The organism is Streptomyces sp. NPDC059477 (assembly GCF_042749375.1).
Classification (GTDB): domain Bacteria; phylum Actinomycetota; class Actinomycetes; order Streptomycetales; family Streptomycetaceae; genus Streptomyces.
This window is the reverse complement of record NZ_JBHYUG010000071.1, coordinates 22569-33621: the sequence shown is the minus strand read 5'-3', so window position 1 is coordinate 33621 and position 11053 is coordinate 22569. Positions and strand designations below refer to the sequence as shown.

Here is an 11053-nt window from a genome sequence, read left to right as displayed (position 1 = left end):
ACCGTTCCGCGCGGGCGCTGGACCCCGCCCCCCCGCCGGGGGGCGGCGGGGGGGGGCCCGGACCCCGCTCGCGCGCCCCCGCCCCCCCCCCTGGGTGACCGCGCTGGGGTCAGTGGTTCACGCCGGTGTTGCCGAACGCGGGGTTCAGCAGGCCGATGACGTTGATGGTGTTGCCGACGACGTTGACCGGGACGTGGACGGGGACCTGGATGGCGTTGCCCGAGACGACGCCCGGCGACTTCACGGCCGGACCCTCGGCGCGCGCGTCGGCGACCGCCGCACCGGCGGAGGCACCGGCGGCGATACCGGCGACGGTGAGGGCCACGGCGGCCTTCTTGGCGATGTTCATGAGAAGCGTTTCCTCCTGCTGTTGCGGGTCCGACCCGGCCGCGGGTCGTGCGCTGATCAACGGCGGGAGCGTTCCGCATGACACGGCGGCGCCGGTCGAACTGCCCGTTCGGATCAATGGGCGGACAAAACGATGGTGGACACGCCCCATGGCGGACAAACTCCATGGCGGACAAAAGGATTGGGCGTTCTGGCGGGCTGCGCCGACAAGCGGACCGGCCTCCCGGAGAGCGCCCGGGAGGCCGGAAATCAGTGCGGCGCTAGGCCTGCACTCAGTGGTTGACGCCGAGGTTGCCGAACGCCGGGTTCAGCACACCGATGACGTTGACGCTGTTGCCGACAGCGTTGACCGGGACGTCCACCGGGACCTGGATGACGTTGCCGGAGACGGCACCGGGAGAGCCTTCGGCCTTGCCGGTCGCCAGCGAGCCGTCGGTGGCGGAGGCCATTCCGGCCCCGGCGGCAATGAGCCCGCCGGCCACCATCGTCACGGCCGCTGCCTTCTTCAGGTTCTTCACTTCTCAAGCCCTCCTTGCGATCGCCACGGCAGTCACCGTGGCACGCATGGAGAACGGCCGGACCGCCTGAAGGATGCGCCATCCGGGGGACATTCCCACGACGGTATGAATCTCAGCCCGGAACGGAACCTTCCGGTCTGCCGCACCGAGCGACCGCGGACCGGTCGCCAACTGGTCGCCAAGGGTTGCCAAGAGGTCGCCAACCGGCTGCTATCCGGCCACACCATGACGTACGGCCCACAGCGCGGCCTGGGTGCGGTCCGCCAGGTCGAGTTTCATCAGGATGTTCGAGACGTGGGTCTTGACGGTCTTCTCGGAGAGGACGAGGGCACGGGCGATCTCTCGGTTGGAGCGGCCGTCGGCGATCAGGGAGAGCACCTCGCGCTCGCGGTCGGTGAGGGAACCGCCTCTGCCCTGGCCCGAGTGGGAATCCTCCTGGCAGATGAGGGCGTCGGCCACCTCGGGCTGGAGCAGCACATGCCCGGCGTGCACCGAGCGGATGGCACCGGCCAGGGCCTCGGGGTCGACGTCCTTGTACACATATCCGGCGGCGCCCGCGCGCAGGGCCGGGACCACCGTGCGCTGTTCGGTGAAGCTGGTGACGATCAGCACGCGCGCGGGGTGGCTCAGTTCGCGGAGCTTGCGCAGCGCCTCCACGCCGTCCATGCCGGGCATCTTGACGTCCATGAGGATGACGTCGGGCCGCAGCTCCTCCGCGCGGGCGACGCCCTCGGCGCCGTCGGCGGCCTCGCCGACGACCTCGATGTCGTCCTGCACTTCCAGGAAGGTACGCAGTCCCCGGCGGACCACCTGGTGGTCGTCGACGAGCAGCACCCTGATTGCGTCAGCCACCGGGAACCTCCATTTCGATCGTGGTGCCCGAGCCGGGCGCCGATTCCACCCTCAGCCGGCCGCCCACGCCGCTCGCGCGGTCGCGCATGGAGACCAGGCCCAGGTGCCGGCCCGCGCGGCGGACCGTACGCGGGTCGAAGCCGCCGCCGTCGTCCCGGATGCGCAGGACGGCGCCGCTGCCACGGCGCTCCAGGACGACCTCGACGCAGGGTGCGCCGGAGTGCCGCAGCGCGTTGTGCAGGGCCTCCTGGGCGACGCGCAGCAACGCTTCCTCCTGGGCGGCGGGCAGGGCGCGCATGCCGCGCGCGGTGAAGGTCACGCGGGCGCTGTGGGCACGGTCCAGGACATGGATCTGGGTGCGCAGGGTGTGGACGAGGCCGTCCTCGTCCAGGGCGGCGGGGCGCAGCTCCACGACGGCGGCGCGCAGTTCGTCGGCGGCTTCGGCGGCGAGGGCGGCCACCTGGTGGAGTTCGTCCTTGGCGCGGGCCGGGTCTCGGTCGACGAGGGCGGTGGCTGCCTGGGCGGTCAGGCGCAGGGAGAACAGCTTCTGGCTGACGGCGTCGTGTAGCTCATGGGCGAGGCGGGAGCGTTCCTCCGCGATGGTGAGTTCGCGGCTGCGCTCGTAGAGGCGGGCGTTGGTCAGGGCGATCGCGGCGTGCTGGGCGAGGATCGCGAGGAGGTCCTCGTCGTCCTCGGTGAAGCCGCAGCCGCCGTCCGGTTTGGGGCAGCGCTTGTTCGCGAGGAAGAGGGCGCCGATGATCTCGTCGCCGTCGCGGATGGGCAGGCCCAGGAAGTCGACCAGGTCGGGGTGGGCGCTGGGCCAGCCGCCGAAGCGGGTGTCCTTGCGGACGTCGGCCAGGCGCTGCGGCTTGGCGTCGCGCAGCATCGCGGCGAGGACGCCGTGCTGGCGCGGGAGCGGGCCGATGGCCTTCCACTGGGCGTCGCTGACGCCGTCGACGACGAACTGGGCGAAGCCGCCGTGGTCGTCCGGGACGCCCAGGGCCGCGTACTCGGCGTCGAGCAGCTCGCGGGCGGAGGCGACGATCGTCTTGAGGACGTCGTGCACCTCCAGGTGCCTGCTCATGGCCAGCAGCGCGGCGCTGATCGCGGCGAGGCCGGACCGGGGGCCTTGACTCATGACCTCACGGTACCGGCGGGGTCCGACAACGCGGATCGGACCGGCGATGGCCCTGGTCTGGGCCGCCGGACCTAGGGCTGAGGTCGCAGGTCGGCGGCGTAGGCCGAAGGGCCCCGTCGGATTGCGGCTCGCGCCCGAGGCGCAGGGTGCGGGGCGGCTCCTACCGTGAGGGCACGCCGGACCGTACGGCGGTTGAGGACGAGGGGACGTGTGCCATGCCGGTTGCGATCATCACGGGTGCGTCGAAGGGGCTGGGGCGGGCGCTGGCCGACGCGCTGGCCGCGCGGGGCTGGGATCTGGTGCTGAACGCCCGTACCGCCGACGTGCTGGCCGAGACGGCCGGGGCGGTGGCGGCGCACGGCACGCGCGTGGAGGCGTTTGCCGGGGATGTGACGGACGCCGGGCACCGCGCGGCACTGGTGGCGGCGGCCTGGCGGCTGGGCGGCGTCGATCTGCTGGTGAGCAACGCGAGCGCGCTGGGCGCCGAGCCGCTGGTGCGGCTGGAGGAGCTGCCGCTGGCGGGGCTGCGGCGGGCGCTGGAGGTCAACGCGGTGGCGGCGCTGGGGCTGGTGCAGGAGGCGCTGCCGCTGCTGCGGGTCTCCGGCGCGGGCACGGTGATCGCGATCAGCTCGGACGCGGCGGCGGAGGCGTACGAGACGTGGGGCGGCTACGGGGCGTCCAAGGCGGCCCTGGACCATTTGGCGGCCGTGCTGGGCGCCGAGGAGCCCGGTCTGCGGGTCTGGGCGGTGGATCCCGGGGACATGGCGACGGACCTGTACGCGGCGGCCGTACCGCAGGACACCGAGCCGCGGCCGGAGCCGGTCGCCGTGGTGCCGGCGTTCCTGCGGCTGCTGGACGAGCGTCCGGTGAGCGGGCGCTACAGCGCGCCGTCGCTGCTGGAGGGGGTGCGGTGACACTGGCCCTGAGGGTTCCCGGGGAGCTGTCCGCGCGGGTGCCCGCCGAGCAGCGGGGAACCGGGCTGGGCCGGGACGCCGTACGGCTGCTGGTGTCGCAGGGGTGCGAGATCTCGCACCATGTGTTCGCGGAGCTGCCCCTGCTGCTGCGGGCCGGGGACCTGCTGGTGGTGAACACGTCCCCGACGCTGGCGGCGGCCATGGACGGGATCCTCGGGCACGCGCGCGTGGTGGTGCATTTCTCGACCCATGGCGATGACGGGCGGTGGGCCGTGGAGCTGCGGGATCCGGACGGCAGGGGCACCACACGCGCGCGGGAGGGTGGTCCCGAGGGGGCGGTGGTGGGGCTGCCCGGAGGTGTGCGGCTGGTGCTGGAGGAGCCGGTGAGCGCGGTCGGGCGGCGGCTGTGGTGGGCGCGGGTGTCGGATCCGGAGGTGGCGGGGCTGCTGCGGGAGCACGGGCGGCCGATTCGTTACTCCTATACGGAGCGGGATCAGCCGCTGTCCGTGTATCAGACGGTGTTCGCGCTGCCTGCGGGCGACGGGGCGGGCAGTGCGGAGATGCCGAGCGCTGCGCGGCCCTTCACCGCGCGGCTGGTGGCGGAGCTGGTGAGCCGGGGGGTGCAGTTCGCGCCGGTCACGCTGCACACGGGGGTGGCGTCCACGGAGGCGCACGAGCCGCCCTATGCGGAGCGGTTCGCGGTGCCGGCGGTCTCCGCGCGGCTGATCAACGCCGTGAAGGGCGGGAAGAAGGGGCGCGGGGCGCTCTCCCGGGAGGGTGGTGGGCGGGTGATCGCGGTGGGGACGACCGCCGTGCGGGCCGTGGAGTCCGCCGTGGGGCCCGCAGGGACGGTCAGGGCGGCCGAGGGGTGGACGGACCTGGTGGTGACGCCGGAGCGCGGCGTGCGGGTGGTGGACGGGCTGCTGACCGGGCTGCACGAGCCGGAGGCGTCGCATCTGCTGATGCTGGAGGCGGTCGCGGGGCGGGCGGCGATCGGCCGTGGGTACGAGGCGGCGCTGCGCGGGCGCTATCTGTGGCACGAGTTCGGGGACGTGCATCTCCTCCTTCCGGAGGAGGACCCTCACCCTGGGAGTTGCTCCGGCAACTGTTGGTGAGACCGTTGCACCGCCGATGTGACCCCGCACATAGGACCCACATCACGTACGAAGGTGAGTAGGAGATCAAGACCTGCCACGTGAACGGGACAGACGGCCCAGTCTGTCCCGATTTGCACTTCTAGGGTCCACTATCCGGCTTCGTACGTCACACCTTTGCCAGGCGATTTTGCGACAGCTAAGAATGGCTGCCGTCGCTCAGCGCCGCGGGTTCTTTCCCGTGGCTTTCTCGCGGACAGTCCCCTGTTCCGGCGGACGTTGAGCGGCCTCCGCGCTATTCGAAGAGGTCCATTCGCCATGCCGAAGAACTTCAAGCTTTCCGGTCTTGCCGCTCGGACCGGTCTTGCCGCCCAGACCGGTCGTGCCGGTCTGTCTCGTGCCGCCGACACCGGTCGGGCCGGTCTGTCCCGTGCCGCCGCTCGTGGCCGGGCGCTGTCCAAGCAGCGCAGGCTCGCCCTTGCCGGGGTCGGTGCGCTCAGCGCCGCCACGCTCGCCTTCACCCTGGTCCCCGCGGGCGGCGAGACGGTCACCACGGACGCCTCCTCCACCGCGCAGCTCACCTACCGGACCGAGCCGATCAAGGACGTCCGGGCCAGCGTCACCGACCGGGTCGCCGGCGCCAGCGTCAAGATCGAGGCCATCCAGGCCAAGAAGGAGGCCGCCGCCGACGCCCGCAAGGCCAAGACGGAGGCGAAGCAGCAGGCCGCCGCCAAGGCCGCCGGCGAGCGCAAGGCCGAGCAGCAGTCCGCGAGCCGGTCCGCCCAGCGCCCGCAGAGCAAGCCGGCCGCCGCGCCGACGTACGCGAACAACCTCGACGGCTGGATCCGTGAGTCGCTGGACATCATGGAATCCAAGGGCATCCCGGGCAGCTACAACGGGCTGCACCGCAACATCCTGCGGGAGTCCTCCGGCAACCCGAACGCGATCAACAACTGGGACATCAACGCCATCAACGGCATCCCGTCCAAGGGTCTGCTCCAGGTGATCCCGCCGACCTTCGCGGCGTACCACGTCTCCGGTACGTCGAAGAACATCTACGACCCGATCGCCAACATCGTCGCCGCCGCCAACTACGCGGCCGACCGGTACGGCTCGATCGACAACGTCTTCAGCGCGTACTGAGCCGCCGGGGACCGGCACGTCTTGTCACGTCGGCCACATCGGTCACATTCCGATGCGTCCGGCGCGTCCGGCGCGTCTGTCGGCTCCCGCGCGCGCCGAGGCCGGCGCGGGTCTCGGACCGCGCGCGAAAGGGCGGCACCCTCATGAGGGTGCCGCCCTTCGGCGTCGTACGACGGTGCTACTTGCGCATGACCTCCGGCTCGTGGCGGCGCAGGAAGCGGGCGACGAAGAAGCCGCAGATCACACCGAGGACGAGCAGGGCGGCCATGTCCATGCCCCAGACGCCGATCGTGTGCTCCCACAGCGGGTCGTCGGGCCCGCCGTCCTCGGGCGGGGCGATCCGGTTGAAGTCCAGCGTGGCGCCGGCCGCGCCGACCGCCCAGCGGGACGGCATCAGATACGAGAACTGGTTGACGCCGACGGCACCGTTCAGGGCGAACAGACAGCCCGTGAAGACGACCTGGACGATCGCGAACATCACCAGCAGCGGCATGGTCTTCTCGGAGGTCTTCACCAGGGACGAGATGACCAGGCCGAACATCATCGAGGTGAAGCCGAGCGCCATGATCGGCAGGGACAGCTCGATCATGGTGGCGCTGCCCATGATCAGGCCCTCCGCGGGGATCTCGCGGCGGGAGAAACCGATCACGCCGACCATGAGCCCCTGGAACACGGTGATCACGCCGAGCACGAACACCTTGGACATCAGATACGCCGAGCGGGACAGGCCGGTCGCGCGTTCCCGCTCGTAGATCACCCGTTCCTTGATCAGCTCACGGACGGAGTTCGCGGCACCCGCGAAGGTGGCGCCGACGGCGAGTATCAGCAGGACCGTGGTCGCCGTGCCGTTGGGGACGATCCGGCCCTGCGCGTTGGGCGCGTTGGGGAGCAGGCCCTTGTCCGGGTCGATCAGCATGCTGACCGCGCCGAGGACGGCCGGGAGGATCACCATCAGGGCAAGGAAGCCCTTGTCGGAGGCGATCACCGAGGTGTAGCGGCGCACCAGGGTGATCCACTGTGACATCCAGCCCTGCGGCTTCGGCGGCCTGATCGCCTGCATGGCCGGCATCTGTACGGCCTGTGCGGCGACGGCGTCGATGTCCGCGGCGTACATCTGGTAGTGCTGCGAGCCCTTCCAGCGGCCCGCCCAGTCGTAGTCGCGGTAGTTCTCGAAGGCGGAGAAGACATCGGCCCAGGTGTCGTAGCCGAAGAAGTTCAGCGCCTCCTCGGGCGGGCCGAAGAAGGCGACCGCGCCGCCCGGCGCCATCACCAGCAGCTTGTCGCACAGGGCCAGCTCGGCCACCGAGTGGGTGACGACCAGGACCGTGCGGCCGTCGTCGGCGAGGCCGCGCAGCAGCTGCATGACATCGCGGTCCATGCCCGGGTCGAGACCCGAGGTCGGCTCGTCCAGGAAGATCAGCGACGGCTTGGTGAGCAGTTCCAGGGCGACGGAGACGCGCTTGCGCTGGCCGCCGGACAGGGAGGTGACCTTCTTGTCCTTGTGGAGGTCGAGCTTCAGCTCGCGCAGCACCTCATCGATGCGGGCCTCGCGCTCGGCGCCGGTGGTGTCGGCGGGGAAGCGCAGCTTGGCCGCGTATTTGAGAGCTTTCTTTACAGTCAGCTCTTTGTGCAGGATGTCGTCCTGCGGGACCAGGCCGATGCGCTGGCGCAGCTCGGCGAACTGTTTGTAAAGGTTCCTGTTGTCGTACAGGACCTCGCCCTGATTGGCAGGACGGTAACCGGTCAGCGCCTTGAGCAGGGTGGACTTTCCGGAGCCGGACGGGCCGATGACGGCGATCAGCGACTTCTCCGGGACGCCGAAGGAGACGTCCTTGAGGATCTGTTTGCCCCCGTCGACCGTGACGGTCAGATGGCGGGCGGAGAAGGACACCTCACCGGTGTCGACGAACTCCTCCAGGCGGTCGCCGACGATCCGGAAGGTGGAGTGACCGACGCCCACGATGTCGGCCGGGCCGAGCAGTTGGGCGCCGCCCTTGGTGATCGGCTGGCCGTTGACATAGGTGCCGTTGTGGGAGCCGAGGTCGCGGATCTCCATGCGGCCGTCGGGCATGGAGTGGAACTCGGCGTGGTGGCGCGAGACCTGGAGGTCGGAGACCACCAGGTCGTTGTCCAGCGCGCGGCCGATGCGCATGACCCGGCCGAGCGCGAACTGGTGGAACGTGGTGGGGCTGCGGTCGCCGTAGACCGGCGGCGCCCCCGCGGCACCACCGGGTCCCTGCGGGGCGTGCCCCTGCCGCTGCGGGGCCTGCCCCTGCTGCTGGGGGACCTGCGCCGCCTGCTGCCAACCGGCCTGGGCCTGCGGTGCGTGCTGCTGGGCCCAGCCTGGCTGCGCGGCCTGCCCGCCCGGGGCGCCCTGTGCCGCGTACGGCTGCTGGTGCGGCTGCTGCGGCTGTGCCACGGCCGCCGCGCCGGAGAGCTTGACCTGCGGACCGTCGGTCGCGTTGCCCAGGTGCACCGATGAACCGGGGCCGATCTCCAACTGGTGGATTCGCTGCCCCTGGACGAAGGTGCCGTTGGTGCTGCCGTGGTCCTCGATGACCCAGCTACGGCCGTTGAAGCTGACCGTGGCGTGCCGCCAGGAGACCCTGGCGTCGTCGAACACGACGTCCCCTTGCGGATCGCGCCCGAGTGTGTAGGGCCTGGACGGGTCGAGCGTCCAGGTCCGTCCGTTTGATTCCAGTACGAGTTCCGGCACTCCATGCCCCACTGAGTTGTCCCCCGATTTTTCCCCCATCGCAGGGAGTCTAGGGATGTCGAACATCGGGGGGAACTATTTCAGGAGCGCCCCCCTGACCGAAAGTCGGGCCTTGTGCGGGCGGCGCGGGGGCGCATCGAGGCTTTGTCGTTGACGGGGTTGAAACCGCCCCGGAGAGTGGTATTCCAGGCGAGGGGGACATGCGTGGCGCTGTGCCGCGCAGCGGATCGGGGGGTCTGCCATGGAAGCCGAAGGCGTACGGCGCGGCCGGCGGGTGCCGTGGATCGACGTAGTGCTGTCCGCGATCGCCTCCGTGAGCTGGGCGTTGATCGGAATGGCGGGCACGGCGGCGCTCGGCCTGCATCTGCTGGAGGCGGACGCGGCGGGGTCGCTGGGCCCGATGACGGCGGCGGTGGTGGCGCTCGGGGCCGGTGGGTCGGTCAGCCCGTCGGGGGACGTGTCGGCGTTCGGCCTGGAGGGCGCGGAGGCCTCGACCGCCATCGAGATCACGCCACTGGGGGTCAGCCTGGTCGGTGCGCTCCTTTTGTCCTGGATTTTCCTGCGGTCACTGCGGGCGGCCGGAGCGGTGGTGTCACCGGCCGAACTGCTCGCGCGCGTGGGTGCGGTGATCGCACTGTTCGTGGCGTCGCTCGGCGGGCTCGCCTGGGCCGGGCACGACGTCATCACGATCGACGGCGGCGCGCTCGGGCTGGACGACGCGCCGGGCGCCGGCGGGGCGGGCGGAATCGAGATCCCGGGCCTCGGCGAGGTGGGGGACGTCGGGGGCATTGGGGACACCTGGGACATCGGGGGGCTGCTGCCGGACCGGGTCGGCGATCTCATCGACGCCAAGGCGGCGGTCGGGTTCACCGTGGACACCGTGCCGACGTTGCTCGGGGGGCTCGGTTGGGTGGTGGGCGTGCTGCTGATCGCGTTGCTGGCCTCGCGGCGCACCCCGCTGCCGCGCGGGCTCGCCTTCGTGCACCGGGTGGTCAGGCCTGCCGTCTCGTCGCTGGTCACCGTGTTGCTGGTGGCGATCGCGGCGGGGCTCGCGGCGGCGGCGTACGCGGCGATCGGCGACGACCACCCCAAGCGGATCGCGGGCGCGGCACTGCTCGGCGCGCCGAACGGCGTGTGGCTCGGCGTCCCGATCGGCCTCTTCGTGCCGTACGAGGGTGACGCGACGGGTCCGCTGACCCGTTTCCTGCCGGATCCGCTGGACGACCTGCTGGCCGACTCGGACGGGCCCGTGACACTCGGACGTCTCGCGGAGCTGGATACGCGGGTGTGGCTGCTGGGGGTGGGGGCGGGGCTGTTGATGCTGCTGGCGGGGGTGGTCACGGCGGTGCGGACGCCGGTCGGGCGGGGGGTGGCCGAGCGGGGGGTGGCTGTGCGGACGCCGGGCGGGCCGGGGGTGCGTGGGTGGACGGCGGGTGGTCCAACGGCGGGCGGGGTGGCGCCGGGCGGGCGGCGGGGGCGTGGGGGCGGGATGGCGGGGGATGTCGAGGATGCCGGTGCCCTCGGGTTCGTGATCCGGTGTGCGGTGCCGTTGGGGGTCGTCATGGCGCTGGCCCTGCCCTTGCTCGGGTGGCTCGCGGAGGTCTCGGTGGACGCCTCGCTGTCGGTACTGGGGGTCGACGCCTTCGGGGCCGGGGTGGAGCTGCGGGCGCGCCTCGGGTCCGCGTTGCTGCTGGGTGCGGTGTGGGGGGTGGGGGCCGGGGTCGTCGGGGCGTTGCTGGCGTCCGCGACGGGGGCGGCGGGGCGGCAGGCAGTGCGGTTGGGGGTGGCACTGGGTGACGTGGAGATGGGTGCGGGTACGGGGGTGGGGGCCGCGGAAGGTGCCGGTGCGGGGCCGTACGGGCGGGGGGTGCCTTATCGGGCGCCCAATCCGGCGACCAATCCTTACTTGCGGGTGCCGGAGGAGGGGCTTGAGGGGCGGCGAGTACGGGGGGTGCGGGGGCCGGAGTCGCGTGGGCAGGGGCCGGGGGTACGGGGACAGAGGTCGGGGGCGTCGGGTGGGGCGGCTGCGACGGGGCCTGGGCCTTCTCGCGGCGTGGACCATGGCGACGTCTACGGCTCGCCGACGGCGCCGGGGCCGGTCGTACCGCCCGCTCCCCCGTCTCCTCGCCGGCCGCCCACCTCGCCCGAGGAGGGGCCGCCTCCACCGCCCGGCCGGCCGAAGGGGCGGCGGTGAGAGAGGGCGGTCCAAGGGGGCGGTAAAGGGGCGGGGCTCGGCGCGCCGGGCGGCAACGGGGGGACGCTGAGGCGCGGCGTGGGATCACCGGTGCAAGCGCAGACGCTGGTGACATTTAGGGCTTACGCCACTGTTC

The 11053-nt window shown here is 71.9% G+C and carries 9 protein-coding genes; 4 read left to right on the top strand and 5 right to left on the bottom strand.

Annotated elements, in window-relative coordinates:
• Positions 1 to 109 precede the first annotated feature (109 nt).
• The 4 genes from ACFXAZ_RS28605 to ACFXAZ_RS28590 all read right to left on the bottom strand — a co-directional run bounded on the left by ACFXAZ_RS28605 (position 110) and on the right by ACFXAZ_RS28590 (position 2856).
• Positions 110 to 349, bottom strand: a complete 240-nt coding sequence (locus ACFXAZ_RS28605; RefSeq protein WP_384597055.1) for a chaplin — start codon at positions 347 to 349, stop codon at positions 110 to 112.
• Positions 350 to 620: 271 nt separating this feature from the next.
• On the bottom strand, positions 621 to 866 hold the full coding sequence (locus ACFXAZ_RS28600) for a chaplin (RefSeq protein ID WP_382690922.1): 246 nt from the start codon (positions 864 to 866) through the stop codon (positions 621 to 623).
• 210 nt (positions 867 to 1076) lie between these two features.
• The gene (locus tag ACFXAZ_RS28595) at positions 1077 to 1718 is read right to left on the bottom strand and encodes a response regulator (protein ID WP_384597053.1); all 642 of its coding nucleotides are present in this window, start codon (positions 1716 to 1718) and stop codon (positions 1077 to 1079) included.
• Positions 1711 to 2856 carry a GAF domain-containing sensor histidine kinase gene (locus ACFXAZ_RS28590; protein ID WP_384597051.1) on the bottom strand — a complete coding sequence of 382 codons (1146 nt, stop codon included), beginning with the start codon at positions 2854 to 2856 and terminating at the stop codon, positions 1711 to 1713. Before ACFXAZ_RS28590 ends, ACFXAZ_RS28595 begins: the two co-directional genes overlap by 8 nt.
• Positions 2857 to 3071: 215 nt before the next feature.
• Between ACFXAZ_RS28590 and ACFXAZ_RS28585 the strand changes: the two genes are divergently transcribed.
• The 3 genes from ACFXAZ_RS28585 (at position 3072) to ACFXAZ_RS28575 (ending at position 6007) form a co-directional block, all read left to right on the top strand.
• Entirely contained in the window at positions 3072 to 3770 is a 699-nt protein-coding gene (locus ACFXAZ_RS28585) for an SDR family NAD(P)-dependent oxidoreductase (protein WP_384597049.1), read from the top strand.
• A complete protein-coding gene (locus tag ACFXAZ_RS28580; protein WP_384597047.1) occupies positions 3767 to 4885 on the top strand; it encodes an S-adenosylmethionine:tRNA ribosyltransferase-isomerase in 1119 nt (372 codons plus the stop codon). Before ACFXAZ_RS28585 ends, ACFXAZ_RS28580 begins: the two co-directional genes overlap by 4 nt.
• A gap of 297 nt (positions 4886 to 5182) precedes the next feature.
• Entirely contained in the window at positions 5183 to 6007 is an 825-nt protein-coding gene (locus ACFXAZ_RS28575; RefSeq protein WP_384597045.1) for a transglycosylase SLT domain-containing protein, read from the top strand.
• A 178-nt stretch (positions 6008 to 6185) separates the two neighbouring features.
• Here ACFXAZ_RS28575 and ACFXAZ_RS28570 read toward each other — a convergent pair whose 3' ends face one another.
• Positions 6186 to 8762, bottom strand: a complete 2577-nt coding sequence (locus ACFXAZ_RS28570) for an FHA domain-containing protein (RefSeq protein WP_384597044.1) — start codon at positions 8760 to 8762, stop codon at positions 6186 to 6188.
• A gap of 202 nt (positions 8763 to 8964) precedes the next feature.
• On the opposite strand from ACFXAZ_RS28570, the gene ACFXAZ_RS28565 reads away from it, so the two are divergent.
• Positions 8965 to 10917, top strand: a complete 1953-nt coding sequence (locus ACFXAZ_RS28565) for a streptophobe family protein (protein WP_384597042.1) — start codon at positions 8965 to 8967, stop codon at positions 10915 to 10917.
• Positions 10918 to 11053: the final 136 nt, after the last annotated feature.

Bases quoted from the DNA above. Each gene is read 5' to 3' on its own strand.
- ACFXAZ_RS28570 (WP_384597044.1), bottom strand. From the start codon at position 8,762: ATGGGGGAAAAATCGGGGGACAACTCAGTGGGGCATGGAGTGCCGGAA.
- ACFXAZ_RS28605 (WP_384597055.1), bottom strand. From the start codon at position 349: ATGAACATCGCCAAGAAGGCCGCCGTGGCCCTCACCGTCGCCGGTATC.
- ACFXAZ_RS28585 (WP_384597049.1), top strand. From the start codon at position 3,072: ATGCCGGTTGCGATCATCACGGGTGCGTCGAAGGGGCTGGGGCGGGCG.
- ACFXAZ_RS28565 (WP_384597042.1), top strand. From the start codon at position 8,965: ATGGAAGCCGAAGGCGTACGGCGCGGCCGGCGGGTGCCGTGGATCGAC.
- ACFXAZ_RS28590 (WP_384597051.1), bottom strand. From the start codon at position 2,856: ATGAGTCAAGGCCCCCGGTCCGGCCTCGCCGCGATCAGCGCCGCGCTG.
- ACFXAZ_RS28575 (WP_384597045.1), top strand. From the start codon at position 5,183: ATGCCGAAGAACTTCAAGCTTTCCGGTCTTGCCGCTCGGACCGGTCTT.